Raw genomic sequence first — 19,402 nt, 5'->3', positions numbered from 1 at the left:
TCAGGGGTGTGGGAGATCAGGGTTGAGCGGCTGCCTGGTTGGACGCCTGCACGGTGTGGATGCGAAGCGCCTCGACCACGGCCTGCGCCACCGGCGTGGCAGAGGCGTAGTTCTGCCCGGTCACCAGCCGGCCATCGACTTCGACATGCGGGTCATCGCTTTCCACCGTCCGGAAGGCACCGCCGCGGGACACGACGGTCTGGCGGATCAAGAACGGGAACTGGTTGAAGTAGGGCGCATCCTGGCGTTCGTGCTCTTCGGGGTAGCCGCTGATGCGCTTGCCCGAGACCAGGTACTGGCCGCCGGCAAGCTGGAGATTCACGATGCCGGCCGTGCCGTGGCAGACCGCCGAGATCACCCCGCCGTTGCCCTCGTAGACCCGCATGGCAATGCGCTGCAGCGCCACGTTCTCGGCGACCCCGTACATGGCATTGCTGCCGCCCACGTAGTACACCGCCCGGTACTGCGTGGGATCGATCTGTGCCGGGGTGACGGTGCCGCGCAGTCCGCGCATGATCCGGGCATCGTCCAGGCGGTGCGCCACGTCGTCGCTGACGTAGTCATCCAGAATGGGTACGGCGCCGCCATCGGGTGACACGAAGTCCACCGCGTAGCCGGCGGCATGGAAGACATCCCAGGCATGCACCACCTCGCCAAAACTGACGCTGGCCGGGAGCGTGGAAGTTCCATGCACCTTGGCGCTGGCGAGGATGAACAGGATGCGGTCCTGCTGGCCGCTGGCGGGCTGTCCCATGGCCGCGGGGACGGTGGTCCGCGGCGCCGCGTCGGTGGTGCAGGTGCCGCCCAGCCAGACACTGAGCAGGAGCAATACGAAGGTGGCGAGGGTACGTAACGACTGCATGGCGCTGACTCGCAGGAAGGAGCCAGCACCCTATCCAATCTCTTTCAAATCAATGTCGTGCAGTGTCTTTCCGGAGTGCGGAAATCGATTCTAGGAGTGTGTGGCGGCCGTGCGGTAGGCCGCCGGGGTGACGCCCTCGCACTTCTTGAACGCGCTGTAGAAGGTCGACATGGACTGGAAGCCCGCTTCCTGCGCCACGATATCCAGCGGCTTGGGAGGCTGCTGCTGCAGGATCGCCTTGGCTTCGACCACCCGCAGCTGGGTCAGGTACTGCTTGAACGAGGTCTGGTTGTTGTCGTTGAGCAGCTGCGACAGCCGGGTCTGGGGCATGCCAAGCCGGCGGGCGAGGCGGGGCAGGGTCAGGGCGGGGTCCAGATGCAACCGCTCGCGCGCCATCAGCTCGGCCAGGGCCTGGAGTTGAACGGCGGCGTCGGACGCGGGAATCCGACGGTCCTGATAGGGCTCGATCGTTGCCCGCCCCGAGCGCAGGCGGAGCCCGACCAGAACGCTTACCGCCAGAACGAAGGTGAAGGACAGCGCGCCGACAATGTACGACGTGTATCCCGCCGTGTAGTACGCGATCCAGATGATCCAGATGCCCCCCAGCGCCCCCAGCAGAAGCGTGGCGGACGGCGAGGACCGAAGCCGTGCACGGTGGCGATACACCTGCACGGTGGTGAGCAGCAGATAGCCCAGCCAGGCATAGTTGATGCCCGGCGTGATGACGTGCCGCCACAGTTCGATGTTGCGGGTGTAGGGCAGCAGGACATTCACTGCCACGGCGAGCACCAGCAACACGGCCAGATGCCACCCGCCCGCGCGATCGGTTCCGGCAGCGTCGCGTTGGCTGGAGCGCACCAGAAAGTAGAGGCAGGGGCCGATCAGGAAACAGGCGGTCAGCCCCAGCTGGAGAACGACCAGCGGAATGTCCGGCCAGAAGTGGAAGGCGACGGACTTTCCCGTTCGCACACCCACCATCAGGATCAGCAGCGACAGCCAACGCTGGGTGGGCTCGCCCTTCGCGCGCCACCACAGTACCGAGGCCGCGACGATGCCATTGAAGGCGCCCAGCATGGCGAAGAAGAAGAGAAAGTGTTGGCTGAGCATTGGCGCAGTATTGAGAAAATACGCGGCCCGTCAAGCGGGTCGCTTTTACCCCTGTGTATTCTTTGCAGATGGATGACACTTATTTTCTGGCGCGGCGGCGCCTGCTGTTGGCCGCGCTTGCGGGCGCCGCATTGTTGCCCTCGTGCGCGCGTGGCAATGCGGTCGAGGGGGAGCCGGCCGTGCCCATGCTGGAGCCCGAGCGGGCGGGGATGGCGCCGTATCTGTTCCTGACCGTCAGCAGCGCCACACGCAGCGTGGAGGAACTCGCGCACCTGGTGCAGTCCACGCTGCTGCCGGCGTTGGCACCTGCAGACATCCTGCACGCGTATGGTCCGGTGGCCGGCGCGATACAGCTGTGGATGGCGCTGGAACCTCACATGCTGGATCACTACGGTGTGAGCGTGGATGCCGCGCTGTCCCTGCTGGCGGGCGCCGTGGACGGCACCGTGGGCCCGGTGCCGGGCCGCAACACGCTCGATGCCTGGGCGATCCAGCGCACCCACACCCGGGAGGAGGTGAATCTCAACGAGGTCACGCTGTCGCTGTCAGACGAGCGCCACGCGCCGTTGTTTGCCTTGGGCAGCTCGCACTACGCGCTGGCGCCCCCGCCGTGGTCGAGCCAGGCCTGTTACTCCTTCATGCTCGAGCCACGACGTCGCGTGGTCGCACCGTTCGAGCAGCACTGCCAGGCACTGCTCGACGCTGCGGCCGACGTCATCCCCGATGATCTGCAGATCCAGATGGGACGACTGGGGGACTTCATGAAGGCCGTGCCTACGCTGTACGTGAGCGTGAAAGATGAAAACTCATGACGCCGGCGACGTGCGTTGGCCGCTCCATGTTTCTGCATGACCTGGTTTACCGCGTCATGGTCGCTGGCCTGTGCCAGGACAGCGGTCGGGGAGAGCACAGGTAAGCAGGCGCCAGCAGGCTGCCTGATCCGTGCCGGATCAAGGGCGTGCACTACCCCATCCATCAGCGTACCTCGGCAAGCACCGCGCGCACCCGCAGGGCCAGCTCCTCCAGCGTGAACGGCTTGCCGATCAGGTGGACGCTGGGGTCCAGTACGCCGTCGTGCTCCAGTGCATTGCGGCTGTAGCCGGTGGTGAACAGCACTTTCAGATCCGGGCGCCGCTTCAGGGCCGCATCGGCCAGCTGCCGCCCGTTGACCTCGGGCATCACCACATCGGTGAACAGCAGCGCGATGTCGGGATGGCTGTCGAGCAGGGCAAGCGCGGTGGCGGCACCGTCGGCGGCGAGCACCGCGTAGCCCAGCTCGCTCAACGCATCGATGGAGAACTGGCGGACGCCGGGCTCGTCTTCCACGATCAGCACACGTTCGCGGCCCCCGCTCAGCGGAGCGGTACCGCTGGTTGCCGGCGAAGGCGCGGCGGCGATGTCCGCAATGAGGCGCGGCAGATACAGGGTCACCGTTGTTCCCTGCCCGACGGCAGAGCGGATCTTCACGTGACCGGCCGACTGTTTGACGAAGCCATACACCTGCGACAGTCCCAGTCCCGTGCCTTGCCCCACCTTCTTCGTGGTGAAGAACGGATCGAATGCTTTGGCGATCACCTCCGGCGGCATGCCGCTGCCGTTGTCGGCCACGGTGATCCGGACATACTCGCCGTCGGGAACGTCTTCCGCCGCCGTCCGGTGATCTGCGGTGATCGTGCAGTTGGCGGTCTCCACAATGAGGCGTCCCCCGCCGGGGAGCGCGTCACGTGCATTGACGGCCAGATTGAGGATCACGTTCTCCAGCTGGTTGGCATCGGCGAAGGTGCACCACACCTGCGCGGCCAACACCGTCTCCAAGCGGATGCTGCTGCCCAGCGAATGCACGAGCAGATCCGACATGCCGGCGATCAAGTGGTTCACATCCAATGGCACCGGCTGCAAGGGCTGCTGCCGCGAGAACGCGAGCAATCGCTGGGTGAGCTGGGCCGCCCGGGTGGCGCCGTCGATGGCCATGTCGATGTAGCGCTTGGCGCGCGGATCGCTGTCGCCCATGCGCATCGCCAGCAGATCCAGCGGGCCGATCACCGTGGCGAGCATGTTGTTGAAGTCGTGCGCGATGCCGCCAGTGAGCTGCCCCACTGCCTCCATTTTCTGGCTCTGCCGAAGGGCATCCTCCACGCGGGTGCGCTCAGCCACCTCGTCGAGAACGCGGCTTTCCAGATGTTCGTTCAATTCCTGCAGACGCGCGTCGGCCAGCTTGCGCGCAGTGATCTCGATCGCCACGCCCACCACGCGCACGCAGCGGTCCCCTTCGAAATGACCGCGCCCCTTGGCCGCCACCCAGCGCACGAGACCGTCTTCCTTGCCAACGGTGCGGTACTCCACGTCGTAGAGGGCGCGTTGAGCTGGATCGGCCGCAGCGGCGAAGGCCGTGGTGGTGGCCAGCCGATCCTCGGGGTGGATGCCATCGTAGAAGTCGCGCATCGACACCGCGACCTCGGGCGAGATCCCGAACATCGCCTTGGTCCGTGCCGGCCAGATCAGTGAATCGCGCACCAGATCGACATCCCAGAAGCCCATATCGCCGGCCTCCGTGGCCAAACGCAGGCGTTCTTCGCTCTTGGCGAGCGCTGCTTCGGCTTCCTGCCGGACCGTCAGGTCCAGCATCGCGCCGATCATCCGCAGCGGTTCGCCTATCCCGCCACGCAGCACGGTGCCGCGGTCGAGCACGGCGGCGTAGCTGCCATCGGCGCGGCGGAACCGGTATTCGTTGTTCCAGGTCGTGCCACCGCCTTCGATCACGGCATGGATGTCCGTATCCACGCGCGCGCGGTCATCAGGATGGATATGGTCCAGCCACCACTGCGCACTGGTCTCGCTCAGCGCATGGCCGAACAGGGCCGTCAGCGCTTCGTTCCAGATGACGTGGCCATCGGAGATGCGCCAGTCCCAGATCGCATCATTGGTGGCATGGGCCGCCAGCCGATAGCGCTCCTCCACTTCAACGTGGCGGGCTTCGGCGGCTTTGCGATCGGTGATGTCCAGCGAGGTGCCCACCACGCCCACCACGGTACCGTCGGCATCACGCAACGGCGATTTGGTGGACAGCCAGTAGGCGCGCCGGCCATCGGGAAAGCTCACTTCTTCTTCGAGCTGCTCGGTCTGTCCGCTGGCCATGACCCGTTCGTCGGTGGCCATGACCATGGCGGCCTGGACGGGGTCGCTGAGCAGCTCGGCATCGGTGCGCCCCACGTAGGCCTCGGGCGGCATGCCGATGAGTTCCGTGGTGCCGCGGTTGCCCATCAGGATCCGGCCCTGGCGGTCCTTGGCGTACACCACACCCGGTGCGGCCTCCACGAACGAACGCAGCAGGGTCTGCGCCTGGTCACGCTCCGCCTCCACCCGCCTGCGTTCATCGATGTCGATCAGCACGCCGGGAAACCCGATTGCATGTCCATCGGCGTCCAGGTCGACCCGACCGATGGCCTCGATCCAGCGATAGGCGCCATCGGTGCCACGGGTCCGGTACTGGTGGGCATAGCGACCACCACGACGCACGGCTTCGGCGATCGCCTCCGCCAGACCCGCGCGGTCCTCAGGGTGAACGGCAGACACCACCTGCTCCAGGCGCAGCCCGGTGCGTGCAAGCGCGGGGTCCAGTCCATGCGCCTGGGCGAGGGCATCGTCGACGGTGAGGCTGTCCTGGGCGACATCCCAGAACCAGGTGCCGATGATCGCGCCAGCGGCCAGGGCCAGCTTGACGCGCTCGGCATCGCGTTCGCCGTGGGTACCGGTGGAAGGAGAAGAGCTCAAGCGGCACTCGGGGTCAGCGGGGGGCGGCCGCCCTAGCGTATCGCTGCGGGGTATCGCTGTGGAACCCTCCCAGCGCTGTGCGGCAGCGCCTCAGGGAATCAACCGCGCTGCCCGCAGCCGTGCGAACAGCTCGAAGAACGCATCGTCACTGGGCTGGTAATCCAGGAACCCCATCCGGCGGCTCTTGGACATGTCCGTCACCACCTCCAGCGGGCGCCCGAGATCGGCATCGGTGTGCCAGGGCGAGATCAGCTGGTGGATGTCAGACGCGGCCAGGCCGTGGGTGGCGGCCAGCGACGACCACAGCGCGGCATCATTGGCCATCTGCTCGGCGAGCGGACGGACCTGACCACTGAACGGCACGGCCTCGATATCGAACCACGCGGCGATCCGGCCCCACATCCAGCGCCAGCGGAACACATCCCCGTTGACCACGTTGAAGGCCTGGTTGGCGGCGGCCGGTGTCTGCGTTGCCCACAGCAGGTGCCGCGCGAGCAGCCCGGCATCGGTCATGTCGGTCAGCCCGTCCCACTGCGCGAGGGAGCCGGGGAACTGGAACGGGCGCCCGGTCTGCCGGCACAGCGTTGCGTGCACGGCCAGGGTGGTGCCCATGTTCATGGCATTGCCCACCGCCGCGCCGATCACGGTATGCGGGCGATGCACGCTCCAGTGGAAGCCATCGCGGGCGGCGGCGGCGAACACCTCGTCTTCCTGCGCGTAGTAGAAGTTGTCCACGGGCAGACGCGGTTGTTCCTCACGGAAGGGCGTCTGCGGCAGGTTGCCCTGCGCGTACGCCTCGAACGGCCCGAGGTAGTGTTTCAGGCCCGTGACCAGCGCCACATGCTGCACGCTGCCGGCCGGCTGCAGTGCATCCAGCAGATGGCGCACCATCGCGCCGTTGATCCGGATGTTCTCGGCCTCGTTGGCCTGCCGGGACCACGTGGTGATGAACACATGCGTGGGGGCCAGTGCGGACAGCGCGGCACGCGTGGCCTGCGCATCGCGCAGGTCGGCGCAGACGCCGTGGGCGCCGGCGGGCAGCGAATCGGGCCGGCGGGCCAGGCCGTGGACGTCCCAGCCCTCCTGCAGCAGCCGTTGTATCAGTGCACTGCCCACGATGCCCGTTGCACCGACCACCAACGCTTTCTGCCTCACGATGTCGCCTCTTTCATGGCTTTACAGGCGCACACCTTAGGATATCGAGGTACGCCTCGAAAGAAGGCACCAAACGGTAACCACACATGAAAACGGGTACCCCCGAAGAGCACTGGCGAGAGGATTGCGCCCCCCGGCGGGTGCTGGAGCTGTTCAGCACCAAGTGGACCTCGATGGTGTTGCACACCCTGTCCGTGCGCCATGACGGCACCGCCCGCAGCAACGCGCTGCACCGCAGCCTGCCGGCCGTCTCCAAGAAGATGCTGATCCAGACGCTGCGTGACATGGAGCATGCCGGGATCGTGCTGCGCACCGAGTACCCCACCGTGCCGCCCTCGGTGGACTACACGCTGACCCCGCTGGGACGGCAACTGGTGGAACCGATCGAACTGATCTACGACTGGGCGCGCCGCAACGCAGGCGCCCTGGACGCGCTGCAGCCGCGCGCGACGTCGCGCCGGCGCTGAGCGGGACGTGCCAGCCGGATCGGGCAGCGTACGGCTTCCCTCCAGCGGATCGATGCGGTGACCCTCAGGTTCTGGCTCCTGCACGTGCTGGGTTGGTCGCTGTTCGCGCTGATCGCCTTCCTTGCGCGACCGAGTGAAGCGCCGGTGCCGGCGCGCCTTTGAAGAACGCGTCGGCCTCGCGGTCACAGGGAGCGATATATGACCTGCGGTCAGGGACCGGATCCAATGGCGGCCTGACCGGATGAGCGGTCAGTGCTACGCGGTGGCACGCAACCCACGCAGCAGCAGGTCCAGCGCAGCCACGCTCTGTGCGAGGCGGGTATCGCCATCGTCGCCATCGGCGATCCAGAACGCCGCCTCGGCGAGGCTGCCGTACACCAGGGAGGCGAGGGCCTGTGGATGGGCCGCGGCGACCAAGCCCTGCTCGATCAGATGTTCGAGCAGGCGCTGCATGGAATCGATGCAGTGGCGCTGCGATTCCGGCGAGGCGCCGCCGAGCACCGCCCGCGCATCGCGCAGGACGATGCGCTGGATGGTCGGCTCCAGTGCCATCTCCAGATACCCCATGCAGCGAAGACGAAAGCCCGCCCAGGGATCCTCGGCGGCGTCGGAGATCGCCTTGAGGCGGTCGTCCATCTCGGCGTCGATCTGATCGACGACAGCCGCGAGCAGGCCCTGCTTGTCACCGAAGTGGTGATACAGCGCGCCACGGGTGAGCCCGGCCTGCGCGGTGAGGTCGTCCATCGAGGTCCCGGCGTAGCCACGCTCGCTGAAGACCACGCGGGCCGTCGCCAGCAGCGTGGCGCGGGTCTGCTCCATCTCGGCGCGGGTGCGACGGACCATCGATATCTCCTTGGTGGTGGGGCGGATCTCTGTTTACATCCGGAGCGTATGTATATAGGATTTTAAACATACGTTGTGTATGTAAAGGTGGAAAGCCAGTGAAACGCGCTGTGACCGGTCCCTATCGAGAGTTGTTCGCTGCGCCCGGTACCACCGGGTTTGCCCTGGCGGGGCTGCTGGCGCGGCTGCCGTTGCCGATGACCGGCATCGGCATCATCACGCTGCTGGCCCAGGTGCGCGGCAGCTATGCACTGGCCGGCGCGGTGGCCGCGACGTTCGTGCTGACGTATGCGTTGCTGTCGCCGCAGGTATCCCGTCTGGTGGACCGGCATGGACAGCGCCGTGTCGTGCCGATGGCCACCGGCGTCAGCGTAATCGGCCTGCTGATGCTGCTGGCGGCCTCATGGTGGGAAGCGCCGGCGGCCGTGCTGTTCCTCGGGGCACTGCTGGCCGGGGCGATGCCCAGCATGTCGGCCATGGTGCGCGCGCGCTGGACCGCGATCTATCGCGGGCAGCCGCGCCTGCAGACCGCGTACGCGCTGGAAACCGTGTTCGATGAGGTCACCTTCATCGTCGGGCCGCCGTTATCGATAGGCCTGGCGGTCTCGCTGTTTCCGCAGGCGGGTGTCCTCGCCGCTACTGTGCTGCTGCCGATCGGCGCGCTTGCGTTGATCGCGCAGCGCAGGACCGAGCCCCCGATCGAGGCAGTGGTACCCAACGCCGCGCCTGCTGCGTCCGTCATCCGTCTGCCGGGCGTGCGGTGGCTGGCCGTGCTGATGGTCGCGATGGGCGTGATCGTGGGCACCGTCGATATCGTCAGCGTCGCCTTCGCCGCGCACGTGGGGCAGCCCGCCGCCGCCAGCGTCGTGCTGTGTGCGTATGCCGCCGGCTCCTGCCTGTCCGGGGTGCTGTTCGGTGCGCTCAAGCTGCAGACGCCACTGCCCCGCCTGTTGCTGCTGGGCGGGATCGCGACCGCATTGACCACCTTGCCGCTGCTGCTGGTGGGAAGCATCGCCGCACTCGCCGTGACGGTCTTCGCGGCGGGTGTGTTCTTCGCCCCGACGATGATCGTGGCGATGTCGTTGATCGAGCAACAGGTCCCGCCGGGCCAGCTCACCGAGGGCATGACCTGGCTGCTGGCGGCGCTGAACGTGGGCGTGGCGCTGGGCGCGGCGATCGCCGGCTACGGGGTGGATGCACACGGGCCGCGCGCCGGGTACCTGGTTGCCTTGTGTGCGGGAGGAGCGGTGCTGCTGGCGGCGGCGTTCGCGCACGGCGTGTTGCGTTCGCGTGAGCCACGCAACCCGGGGATCTGCTGATGCAGGCGCAATCCACACCGCGCCACCCGTGGTGGGCGGTCACCGCGGTCAGTCTGGCCACCCTCTCGGTCGTCACCACGGAGATGCTGCCGGTCGGCCTGCTGACCCCGATCGCCGAAGCGCTGGACACCAGCACCGGCGCTGCGGGGCTGATGATCTCGCTGCCCGCACTGCTGGCAGCGCTGTTCGCACCGCTGGTGGTGATCAGCGCCGGCAGCGTGGATCGACGCTCGCTGCTGTGCGGGCTGCTGGTCCTGCTGGTAATCGCGAATCTGGGTGCGGCCTTCGCCCCCACGTTGGGCTGGATGCTGGCGGCCCGCGTGCTGGTCGGGCTGTGCATGGGCGGCATCTGGGCCATTGCCGGCGGGCTGGCGGTGCGGCTGGTGGCAACGCGATCGGTCGGCCTGGCCACATCGCTCATCTTTGGCGGCGTGGCGGCTGCTTCCGTGCTGGGCGTTCCGCTTGGCGCGCTGATCGGGGCGCTGCTGGGATGGCGTTGGGCGTTCGGCAGCATGGCGCTGCTGGGGGCCGCCGTCCTTGCCCTGCACTTGGCCGTGATGCCCGGGCTGCCGCCGTCCGGCACGACCAGCGTGCGCCAGTTCGCTCAGCAACTGGGCAACCGCGGGCTGCAGCTTGGGTTGCTGCTGACCTTCCTGCTGGTCGCCGGGCACTTCATCGCCTTTACCTTCGTTCGGCCGCTGCTGATGTCGGTCTCGGGATTCGACGCGCGCTGGGTGGGGCTGTTGTTGTTCGGCTACGGCGCCGCGGGCATGGCCGGCAACTTCCTTGCCGGCATCGCGGCAGCACGACGTACCAGGCTGACGGTGTCGCTGATCGCGGCGGGTCTGGTGCTGGCGCCCTCGCTGTTCCTGACCATCGGGGAGTCGCGCCTGGGCGGTGCCATGGCGCTGCTGGCGTGGGGGCTGGCCTACGGCGGGGTATCGGTGGGCTTGATGACGTGGATGATGAAGGCCGTGCCCAGGGCGATGGAAATCGCCTCCGCACTCTATGTCGGTGCTTTCAATGTCGGGATCGCATCCGGGGCGTGGGTGGGCGGCCAAGCACTGGATCGGCTCGGTCTGACCGCCAATCTCTGGCTCACCGGTGCCTTCGCGGTCGCAGCAGGGGTGGTATGCCTTGCTGGCCGCCGGATGGAATGGACGGAGCGGGAGCCCGACAGGCTCAAGCGGGCAAGGCGATAGTGCTGCTGTCATACAAGACCGGCGTTGCGCCAGTTTTCCCTCCCGTGGCTTGCTCAGCGCACGTCAACGCACTGTGCATGGTTCAGCGCGCTACAGCGTGCTGGAGTCCACCACGTGGCGACCGGCCTGGGTCAAATCGATGTCGCCGTCTTCCGCCTGGGCCGCGTAGCCGGCCTTGACGGCCCAGTTGGCGGCTTCATCGCTGACCGGACGCGTGGCGTTGATGTCGCGCAGGATCTGCCGCTGTTCGTCGGTCAGGTGCGTTGCCGCGCTCGTACCGGTTCCGCCGCTCATGGCGCGCGGGCCTCGACGCTGACCACGCCCTGGGCCAGCCGCGCCCGCTTGGCGCGCCGATGGTTCACCCACCACACCAGCCCCGGCAGGCCGTACAGCAGTGCACCGGCGAGCAGAAAGATCTTGAAGGCGGCATTCATGGCGGTCTCTCTCCGTGCGGTATGGCGTCATGCATCTTGGTCGACCGGATGTGCGGTAACGCACCCCGGGTCCTGCAGCGGCCCCCGGCCGCGATCCCAGTCCTAGTTCAGCGCAGTCGCCGTGAAGGTGCTGTCCCGTCCTTCACTGTCGCACGTTCACGCGCCATGTGAGCACGGGGGCCCTGATCGTCATCCCTTCGTCGTCTGGCGCCGGTACAACGGGATCCATTGGCGAAGCTCTGGCCGCTCGCTGAGATCGGCCCTCAAGTTCAGCGTGATCCCGCCGATACCGATGCGTCCTTCCGCCTGGAGTACGTGATGTCGGTCGTCCCCCGCCGCCTGTCCTTGTTCGTCGCCCGTCTGGGCGATCGGTTCGGCTTCCGTCTCGCTCAGCCGCCCCGGCTGGCCGCGCTCGGTCGCCTCAGCGTGGCACAGAAACTCAGGGCCAGCCTGCTGATCTGCGGCCTGGGCCTGTTGGCGGTCGCCGTGGTCTACGGCTGGACGGGCCATGATACCGAGCGTGCAGCCCAAACCTTCGCCGCGCACCAGCAGGAGGCCGCACTGGCGGCCACGCTGGCGACCGAGATCGCCGATGCGCGGCGCCTGCAGACCCGCTATGCCAGCACGTTCGATGGCAGCGATCGCGAGGCGTTGCAGGCCGCGCAGCAGCGCCTGCAGGCGACCCTGGCCGAGCTGCAGCGCGATCCCCACGACGCCGGTAGCGCCGGGGCACTACGCGAGCTGGCCGCCCGCGCGGGTGATTTCGCCGAGGGCATCACCGCATTGAATGCCCGGGTGGATGAGATGGGGCGTGGCGATGCCGGCCTGCGTGCGCAGCTGGAGGCGGCGGCTGCCACGCTGGAGGCCAGTGTCGAGGCCGGCGCGCGCCCGGTGTTGATCGCCCAGCTGCAGAAGATGCGGCGCGAGGAAAGCCTGCTGCTGCTCACCGGTGACGCGGCGCACACCGATCGTGCCAGCGAACAGAAGTTGCCGTTCGATCTGTCCCTGGCAGAGGCGCGCCTGGATGCAGAGACGCAGGAAGCACTGCGAACGCAGATGGAGGCATATCAAGGGGCGCTGCTGGCCTACACGGCCGCCCGCATCGGGCTGGATGTGGAAGCGCAGTCACTGGCCGAGAGCGCCGCGCAGATCGGCCCCGGGCTGCAGGCGCTGCAACAGGCGCAGGCGCAGGCATTGGCGGCGGCGCGCGAGCGACAGGCCGCGCGGGCCAGCACCATGGGCATCGTGTTCGCGCTGACCCTGCTGCTGGTGGCGGCCGTGCTGATCGCCACGCTGCTGCTGGTGCTGCGGGCGGTCCGCCAGCCGATCACCGATACGCTCCGCTTCGCCGAGGACATTGCCGAAGATCGACTGGACACCGTCCTGCCGCTCCATAACCCGCACGATGAAATCGGCCAGCTCGCCGCGCGCCTGCGCCACATGCAGCAACGGCTGCGCGAGCGGATCGAGGCCGAGCGCGCGGTGGCACGCGACAACACCCGCGCCCGCCAGGCATTGGACAGTGCGCAGACCGGCGTGATGGTGCTCGACGGTGAAGGGCGGATCGGCTTCCTCAACCACGCGCTGCTCACCGAACTGCAGCTCACGCACGCGGACTGGAGCGGCCAACCCGCGGCCGCCCTGCATCCGGCCTTCGCCAGTCTGTTGCCCATGCTGCAGCGCGGCCAGCGTGCCAGCCGGGAGATCGAGCACGCCGGCATCCGCTATCAGCTGGTGATCACCCCGATCGTGGAGCACGACCAGCTGCTGGGCGCGGCGGTGGAGTGGCGCAGCCGCGCGCTGGAAACCACTGTGGAGAACGAGGTGGCCGCGCTGGTCGATGCGGCCGCGCGGGGCGAACTGCATGGACGGATCGCGGTCGAGGACAAACAGGGCTTCGTAAAGACGCTCGCGCTCAGCATCAACCACCTGCTCGATACCTTCCAGAGCAACCTGTCCGGAGTGCAGGGGCTGCTCTCGGCGTTGTCGCAGGGCGATCTGCGCGTACGCATGCAGGGCGACTTCCACGGTGTGTTCGCGCGCCTGCGTGACGACGCCAACGCCACGGTGATGCAGCTGACCGACATCGTCGCGCGCATCCAGCAGGCGTCGCTGGCGATCAACCATGCCGCCGGCGAAATTGTCGCCGGCAACCACGATCTCTCCGACCGCACCGAGCGCCAGGCGGCGCATCTGGAAGAAACCGCCTCCTCGATGGAGGAACTGGCGGCCACGGTGCGGCAGAATGCGGACTCGGCGCAGCAGGCCAACCAGCTGGCGATCCGCGCGGCCGAGGTCGCGGCGCGGGGTGGAGAATCGGTGGCGCAGGTGGTGACCACCATGGCCGACATCGCGCTGTCGTCGCACCGGATCGGGGAGATCACCGGCGTCATCGACGGGATCGCGTTCCAGACCAACATCCTGGCGCTCAACGCCGCCGTCGAAGCCGCGCGCGCAGGCGAGCAGGGCCGCAGCTTCGCGGTAGTGGCCAGCGAAGTGCGCCTGCTGGCACAACGCAGTGCCGACGCCGCGCGCCAGATCAAGCAGCTGATCGAAGCCACGGTCGAGCGCGTTGATGCGGGCACCCGGCAGGTCGACAGCGCGGGTGCGACGATGGGCGAGATCGTCGGCAGTGTGCAGCGGGTCACCGCGATCATGGCGAGCATCTCCGCGGCCTCGCAGCAGCAGACGGCGGGCATCGAGCAGGTGAGCCAGACGTTGCTGCAGATGGATGGCAGCACCCAGCAGAATGCGGCGCTGGTGGAGGAAGCGTCAGCCTCGGCGCGCGCACTGGATCGCCAGGCCTCGCTGCTGGGCGAGGCGGTGGATGCCTTCGTCGTCACTCCGCCGCCGTCGGCGCCGCGCGTGCGGGCCATGGCCTGACAGGCGCGTCAACGCCGCGCTCACCGGTCTTCACCGGCAATGAGCCGGCGCTGTGCTTCGCTATTGTTCATCTATGAACAAATCCACGCGCCGGCCGTCGCCCCCCACTGCTCCGGATGCCTTCGTGCGCGTTCGGGGCGCACGCGAACACAACCTCAAGAACGTGGATGTCGATATCCCCCGCGATGCGCTGGTGGTGTTCTCCGGCATCTCCGGCTCGGGCAAATCCTCGCTGGCGTTCGGTACGCTGTATGCCGAGGCGCAGCGGCGCTACCTGGAGTCATTGTCGCCGTATGCGCGCCGGTTGATCGATCAGGTCGGCGTGCCGGATGTGGATGCGATCGAAGGTCTCCCGCCGGCCGTGGCATTACAACAGCAGCGCGGCACCGCCAGCGTGCGTTCCAGCGTCGGCAGCGTGACCACGCTGTCCAGCCTGCTGCGGATGCTGTACTCGCGCGCAGGTACGTATCCGGCCAGACAGCCGATGCTGTATGCCGAGGATTTCTCACCGAATACACCGCAGGGCGCCTGCCCGAACTGCCATGGCCTGGGCTACGTGTATGAAGTGACCGAGCAGTCGATGGTGCCCGATCCCTCGCTGAGCATCCGCGAACGCGCCATCGCTGCGTGGCCGCCGGCGTGGCATGGACAGAACCAGCGCGACATTCTGGTCACGCTTGGCTACGACGTGGATATCCCCTGGCGCGATCTGCCCAGGAAACAGCGCGACTGGATCCTGTTCACCGAGGAGCAGCCGGTGGTGCCGGTCTACGCCGGTTTTACCCCGGCCGAAACCCGTGCCGCGCTGCGGCGCAAGGAGGAGCCGAGCTACATGGGCACCTTCAGCGGTGCCCGGCGCTATGTGCTGCACACCTTTGCGACCACGCAGAGCGCGATGATGAAGAAGCGGGTGGCGCGCTACATGATCGGCGCCGAATGTCCGGTCTGCGATGGCCGTCGATTGAAGCGCGAAGCGCTCTCGGTGACGTTTGCCGGCATGGATATCGGCACGTTGTCGCGGCTGCCGCTCAGTGCCATGGCGCAGGCGTTGCGTCCGGCGGCGGAAGGGCATTTCCAGGTAGCGGCCGCCACCGCCACACGCAGCCGCAGCGCCGGCCGCCAGGCCACGGCCAAGCGGGTGGCCGCCGGTGGCAACGCGCATGCGGGCGGCAGCGATGTGCGCCGCACGCCAGATCTTTCCGAGGAGAAACGCATCGCGGCCCAGCGCATCGCGCACGATCTGGTCGAACGGATCGGCACGCTGCAGTCGCTGGGCCTGGGCTATCTGTCGATGGACCGCGCGACCCCGACGCTGTCGCCAGGCGAACTGCAACGCCTGCGCCTGGCGACACAGATCCGCTCCAGCCTGTTCGGCGTCGTGTACGTACTGGATGAACCCACCGCCGGCCTGCATCCGGCCGATGGCGAGGCCCTGTACGACGCGCTCGCCCAGCTCAAGGCCGGCGGCAACACGTTGTTCGTGGTGGAGCATGATCTGGAAATGCTGCGCCGTGCGGACTGGCTGGTGGATGTCGGCCCGGGTGCGGGCCAGCACGGTGGCCGGGTGCTTTACAGCGGTCCGCCCGAGGGGCTGCGTACGGTGGAGGCCTCGGTCACCGCGCCGTATCTGTTCCAGAACGCTGACGGCCCGCGCCGCACGCCGCGCGCGCCGTCCGGCTGGCTGGGCCTGCAGGGCGTCCATCGCAACAATCTGCGTGGCGTGGACGCGCGCTTCCCGCTCGGCGCGTTCACGGCGGTGACCGGTGTCTCCGGCTCGGGCAAGTCCAGTCTGGTCAGCCAGGCGCTGGTTGAACTGGTCGGCGAGCATCTGGGGCAGGAGCCGGTGATCGAAGAGACCGACAGCGACCTGCCGCAGCCCAGCCGTATCGAACGCACCCGTGGCCGCTTGAACGGGGCCAAGGCGATCAAACGTCTGGTCAACGTGGATCAGAAGCCGATCGGGCGCACGCCGCGTTCCAACCTGGCCACCTACACCGGCCTGTTCGATCATGTGCGCCGTCTGTTTGCCGGCACGCGCTCGGCCAAGGCACGCCGCTACAGCGTGGGCCGTTTCTCCTTCAATGTCGCCGCCGGCCGCTGCGAGACCTGCGAAGGCGAGGGCTTCGTCCACGTCGAACTGTTGTTCATGCCCAGCGTCTACGCGCCATGCCCCACCTGCCATGGGCAGCGCTACAACGCCAAGACCCTGGAAGTGCAGTGGAACGGTCGCAACATCGCGCAGGTGCTGGCGATGACGGTGGAGGAGGCGTTGGCGTTCTTTGCCGACGAGCCGCCGGTGCAGCGGCCGCTGCAACTGCTGCGGGATATCGGCCTGGGCTATCTGCGCCTGGGCCAGCCGGCCACGGAACTGTCCGGCGGTGAGGCGCAGCGGATCAAGCTGGCGACAGAGCTGCAGCGCAGCCAGCACGGCAACAGCCTGTATGTGCTGGACGAGCCGACCACCGGCCTGCACCCGGCCGATGTGGACAAGCTGATGACGCAGCTGCACGGCCTGGTCGACGCCGGCAACACCGTGGTGGTGGTCGAGCATGACCTGCGGGTGGTGGCCGATGCGGACTGGGTGATCGATGTGGGACCGGGCGCGGGTGAGGAGGGTGGCAGGATCGTGGCCGAAGGCACGCCGGCCCAGGTCAGTCGCGCCAGGCACGGCGCCACCGCGCGCTATCTGCGCCGCTGGTTTCCCTGAGCGGCGCGGCGTTGCTCAGTACACGTCGCGGCGGTAGCGTCCGTCGTTGAGCAGGGCATCGACCGCATCGTTGCCCAGCACCCCGCGCAGCACGGCATCGACACCTTCGGCCATGCCATGCAGCGAGCCGCACACGTAGACACTGCCACCAAGATCTACCCACGCGCGGAGGGCCTCCGGTGCCGCGCGCAGACGATCCTGCACATAACCGCCGCCATCGGCATCGCGCGAGAACGAAAGATCCACGCGGCTCAGATGGCCTTGCGCCTCCCACGCCTCGATCTCTTCGCGATAGAGGAAGTCGTGCGCGCGGGTGCGTTCGCCGAACACCAGCCAGTGACCGCGGTCGCCCTGCGCGTCGGCTTCACGCAGCAGGCTGCGCAGGCCGGCGATGCCGGTGCCGTTGCCGATCAGCAGCATCGGGGCGTGCTCGGGATGGCGATGGAAGCCGCTGTTGCGACGCACGCGGGCATGAATGTTGTCTGCCTTGGTGGCATGCACGCACAGCCAGCCCGAGCCCAGTCCGTGGCGGCCATCGGGCAGATCGGTCAGGCGGATCACCAACTGCACGGCACCATCGCCGGGCACCGAGGCGATCGAGTATTCGCGATGCGGCAGCGCAGGCAGTCGCGCCAGCCAGCGGGCAGCATCGGGTGCTGCAGCGGCGTCCACCGCTTCCGCTGTCTCAGGCAGCACACGCGCGGCAGCCGCCTCGACCAATGCGGTGATGCGTCCATCGACCGTCACCGGCGCCTGCGGATCCAGACCGTTGCGGGCCAGCACCGACAGCACATGCGCACGCGCGTGGCGCGGCGCCATCTCCAGGATGTCGCCGGCCTGCCAGTGGGCGTGCGCCAGCGGCCGCAGTGACACCTGCCAGATCGCCCCGGCGGCACTGCCCGGATTGAGCTGCGCGCGCGCATCCAGCGCCCAGGGGTGCAGCTCAACGGGTGCCGGCAGGGGGGTGTGATCCTCTACCCCGGTCAGCACACCCAGCTGCTGCTGCCAGTGCGCCAGCGGCACGGCGTCGGTGCGGTCCACCTCGATGCTGGCGAACAGCCGCTGCGCCCCCTGCGCCGCCAGCCAGCTGTCCACCTGCCGCGAGAAACCGCAGAAGCGTGTGTACTCGCGGTCGCCGAGCCCAAGCACGGCGTACGCCAGGCCCTGCAGCGAGGTGGACTGCGCCAACACCCGTCGCCCGAACGTACGCGCCGCATCCGGCGCTTCGCCATCGCCGAAGGTGCTGATGACGAACAACGCCTTGTCTGTGGTGGTCAGCAGTGCCGCGTCCACCTGCGCGAGCGGACGCACCTGCACCGGCAGGCCGGCCGCCTGCAACTGGGCGGCAGCGCGCCAGGCCAGCTGCTCGGCAAACCCACTCTGGCTGGCGAACGCGACCAGCCACGGCTGTCCGGTGCCGATGGCCGCGGCGAGAGGCAGGCGTGAGGCACGCACCTCGCGCTTCTTGCGGCGGCGGTCCAGGTACAACATCCAGCCGGTGATGAAGAACACCAGCATGCCCAGGCTGGACAGCATCACGATGATCCGCCCGGGCAGGCCGAAGAAGCTGCCCGAGTGCAACGCGAACACACTGACGATGATCTTGCCGCCGGCGGTCTTGCTGCTGTAAGGCTCGTAGGAGAGCAGGGCGCCTGTGGACGGATCGAGCTGGAGGATGTCCTGCGCGCGGTCGTGCGCCGTGCTGCTTCCCTGCACGCGGCCGGTCAGCGCACGGCCTGGCTTGGCCGGGAAGCGCAGGTCGATGTAACCGCGTCGCACGCCCTCCAACCCGTACAGGGTGGCCTGCACCTTGCCCAGATCCAGAGGGCCGCCGCTGGTGCGCGGCTGGTTCTGCTCGGCGGCGGGGCCGCCCAGCAATGCAGTTGCGCCCTTGCGGTACCAGTCGAACGACCACCACAGCCCGGTCAACGCGATCATCAGGTACACCAGCAGCACCCAGGTGCCGACCACTGAATGCAGACTCCACAGGAAACTTCGCCCGCTGCGCGACCACTCCACCGCCAGCCAGGTGCGCCAGTGCCACCAGCGTCGCGGCCAACGCAGGTACAGCCCCGACAGACAGAAGAACACCAGCGCGATCGCGCAGCTGCCGGTGATCAGGCTGCCCCGCTCGCCGCTGACCAGGTGGCGGTGCAGGTCTTCGACGAAGGCGAAGAAATCCAGTCCGCTCAGTTCGGTGAGCACGTTGCCGGTGTACGGATCGAAGTAGCGCCAGTTCGCCTGGCCGCCTTCGAAACGCGCCACCGACAGGCGCTGCCCGGTCGCATCCACGCGCAGCCGCTGCAACGGCTTTGGCATGTCCTGCTGCAACCGCGGCAACAGCTCGGTGAGCGCCACTGGCTGCTCGCCGGCCGCATGGCGTTGCACGACCTGCGCAAGCGCAGGATTGGCCGCGCGCATGATCTCGTCTTCAAAGGCCAGCGTGGCCCCGCTCAGGCCCATCACCGCCAGCACGGTGCCGGCAGTGATGCCCAGCAGCCAATGCAGCTGGAAAAGAAAGGTCTTCAACATGCGGGCGGTTCCGGCGGCAAGGCGAAGCGGGCCCGGCAGTGGATGAGAATGGATCTCGTCATTGTTGGGTGCAGGGCTGGGGCGGTCAATAGCCCAGGTCGGGCCAGTACGGCCTCTCGA

Annotated in this window: 14 protein-coding genes; 6 read left to right on the top strand and 8 right to left on the bottom strand. The window is 67.9% G+C overall.

From position 1 onward, the window contains the following. Positions 1 to 16: 16 nt before the first annotated feature. Both BCL79_RS09695 and BCL79_RS09690 read right to left on the bottom strand, forming a co-directional pair. Positions 17 to 862, bottom strand: a complete 846-nt coding sequence (locus BCL79_RS09695) for a type 1 glutamine amidotransferase domain-containing protein (RefSeq protein ID WP_121040369.1) — start codon at positions 860 to 862, stop codon at positions 17 to 19. 90 nt (positions 863 to 952) lie between these two features. Beyond that, entirely contained in the window at positions 953 to 1,969 is a 1,017-nt protein-coding gene (locus BCL79_RS09690) for an AraC family transcriptional regulator (protein ID WP_121040367.1), read from the bottom strand. A gap of 68 nt (positions 1,970 to 2,037) precedes the next feature. On the opposite strand from BCL79_RS09690, the gene BCL79_RS09685 reads away from it, so the two are divergent. After that, on the top strand, positions 2,038 to 2,781 hold the full coding sequence (locus tag BCL79_RS09685; protein WP_121040365.1) for a hypothetical protein: 744 nt from the start codon (positions 2,038 to 2,040) through the stop codon (positions 2,779 to 2,781). Positions 2,782 to 2,944: 163 nt separating this feature from the next. Here the strand turns inward: BCL79_RS09685 and BCL79_RS09680 are convergent, their stop codons facing one another. Together BCL79_RS09680 and BCL79_RS09675 are read right to left on the bottom strand one after the other, a co-directional pair. Next, positions 2,945 to 5,740, bottom strand: coding sequence for a PAS domain-containing hybrid sensor histidine kinase/response regulator (locus BCL79_RS09680; RefSeq protein WP_259462136.1), 2,796 nt, complete (start codon positions 5,738 to 5,740; stop codon positions 2,945 to 2,947). 90 nt (positions 5,741 to 5,830) lie between these two features. Then, positions 5,831 to 6,898 carry an SDR family oxidoreductase gene (locus BCL79_RS09675; protein WP_220668923.1) on the bottom strand — a complete coding sequence of 356 codons (1,068 nt, stop codon included), beginning with the start codon at positions 6,896 to 6,898 and terminating at the stop codon, positions 5,831 to 5,833. An 83-nt stretch (positions 6,899 to 6,981) separates the two neighbouring features. Between BCL79_RS09675 and BCL79_RS09670 the strand changes: the two genes are divergently transcribed. Then, positions 6,982 to 7,362, top strand: a complete 381-nt coding sequence (locus BCL79_RS09670; RefSeq protein ID WP_121040361.1) for a winged helix-turn-helix transcriptional regulator — start codon at positions 6,982 to 6,984, stop codon at positions 7,360 to 7,362. A 255-nt stretch (positions 7,363 to 7,617) separates the two neighbouring features. On the opposite strand, the gene BCL79_RS09665 is transcribed toward BCL79_RS09670, so the two are convergent. Next, positions 7,618 to 8,205, bottom strand: a complete 588-nt coding sequence (locus BCL79_RS09665) for a TetR/AcrR family transcriptional regulator (RefSeq protein ID WP_121040359.1) — start codon at positions 8,203 to 8,205, stop codon at positions 7,618 to 7,620. Positions 8,206 to 8,315: 110 nt separating this feature from the next. Here BCL79_RS09665 and BCL79_RS09660 point away from each other — a divergent pair, with 110 nt between their 5' ends. Beyond that, complete coding sequence (locus tag BCL79_RS09660) at positions 8,316 to 9,524, top strand: MFS transporter (protein WP_121040357.1); 1,209 nt, start codon at positions 8,316 to 8,318, stop codon at positions 9,522 to 9,524. Next, positions 9,524 to 10,726 carry an MFS transporter gene (locus tag BCL79_RS09655; RefSeq protein ID WP_121040355.1) on the top strand — a complete coding sequence of 401 codons (1,203 nt, stop codon included), beginning with the start codon at positions 9,524 to 9,526 and terminating at the stop codon, positions 10,724 to 10,726. Before BCL79_RS09660 ends, BCL79_RS09655 begins: the two co-directional genes overlap by 1 nt. A gap of 90 nt (positions 10,727 to 10,816) precedes the next feature. On the opposite strand, the gene BCL79_RS09650 is transcribed toward BCL79_RS09655, so the two are convergent. Continuing rightward, entirely contained in the window at positions 10,817 to 11,020 is a 204-nt protein-coding gene (locus tag BCL79_RS09650) for a hypothetical protein (protein WP_121040354.1), read from the bottom strand. After that, positions 11,017 to 11,160, bottom strand: coding sequence for a hypothetical protein (locus BCL79_RS20310; RefSeq protein WP_179459899.1), 144 nt, complete (start codon positions 11,158 to 11,160; stop codon positions 11,017 to 11,019). The genes BCL79_RS09650 and BCL79_RS20310 overlap by 4 nt, the downstream gene beginning before the upstream one ends. A 318-nt stretch (positions 11,161 to 11,478) precedes the next feature. On the opposite strand from BCL79_RS20310, the gene BCL79_RS09645 reads away from it, so the two are divergent. Then, positions 11,479 to 14,043 carry a methyl-accepting chemotaxis protein gene (locus BCL79_RS09645; RefSeq protein ID WP_121041287.1) on the top strand — a complete coding sequence of 855 codons (2,565 nt, stop codon included), beginning with the start codon at positions 11,479 to 11,481 and terminating at the stop codon, positions 14,041 to 14,043. Positions 14,044 to 14,116: 73 nt separating this feature from the next. Continuing rightward, entirely contained in the window at positions 14,117 to 16,750 is a 2,634-nt protein-coding gene (locus BCL79_RS09640; RefSeq protein WP_121040352.1) for an excinuclease ABC subunit UvrA, read from the top strand. Positions 16,751 to 16,765: 15 nt separating this feature from the next. Here the strand turns inward: BCL79_RS09640 and BCL79_RS09635 are convergent, their stop codons facing one another. Next, entirely contained in the window at positions 16,766 to 19,282 is a 2,517-nt protein-coding gene (locus BCL79_RS09635) for a PepSY-associated TM helix domain-containing protein (RefSeq protein WP_121040350.1), read from the bottom strand. Between the last annotated feature and the right edge of the window lie 120 nt (positions 19,283 to 19,402).

This window comes from Stenotrophomonas rhizophila, from assembly GCF_003651185.1.
GTDB classification, from domain to species: Bacteria; Pseudomonadota; Gammaproteobacteria; order Xanthomonadales; family Xanthomonadaceae; genus Stenotrophomonas; species Stenotrophomonas maltophilia_Z.
Note: the sequence above shows the minus strand (reverse complement) of the source record. Positions and strands in the feature narration are given on the sequence as shown.